The following is a 534-nucleotide window of genomic DNA, read 5'->3' on the forward strand; positions in this document are numbered from 1 at the left end:
GTCGCGCAACTGCGCGACGTGCCATGAACAGGCCTCCTTCCGGATTCGCCCTGCCCTACGCCGACGCGTCCGCCCCGCGCGAACCGCGCGGCAACGAATGCCTGCATTGCGCGGTCCGCCACCTGGCGATCTGCTCGGCGCTGGCCTGCGACGAGGTGCAGGCGCTGGAACGGGCCACGACCTCACTGCATTACGCCGCCGGCGCCACTCTGGCCCGCACCGGCGAGGCACGACAGGCGGTCTACACCGTCACCGCCGGCGCGTTGCGCCTGGTCCGCACCCTTGCCGACGGACGCCGCCAGGTGGCCGGTTTCGTCCTGCCCGGCGACTACGTCGGCCTGAGCGAATCGGCCAGGCACCGCCACGACATCGAAGCCATCGCCGACAGCCGGGTGTGCCGGGTGCCGGTGGCGCAGATGCAGCAGTTGCGCACGCAGTTCCCGCACCTGGAGCGCAAGCTGCTGCAACGCGCCTGCCTGGAGCTGGATGCGGCGCAGGACGCGGCGCTGTCGCTGGCGCGGCTGCAGCCGGCCG

At 72.7% G+C, this 534-nt stretch carries 1 protein-coding gene; it reads left to right on the top strand.

Going from position 1 to position 534, the window contains the following annotated elements; genetic code table 11:
- Positions 1-23 precede the first annotated feature (23 nt).
- The coding region (locus CEK68_RS19605; protein ID WP_152240393.1) for a cyclic nucleotide-binding domain-containing protein at positions 24-534 on the top strand (511 nt) is incomplete at its 3' end.

It is taken from the genome of Xanthomonas sp. LMG 12461 (assembly GCF_009192935.1).
In the GTDB taxonomy this organism is placed as follows: domain Bacteria; phylum Pseudomonadota; class Gammaproteobacteria; order Xanthomonadales; family Xanthomonadaceae; genus Xanthomonas_A; species Xanthomonas_A sontii.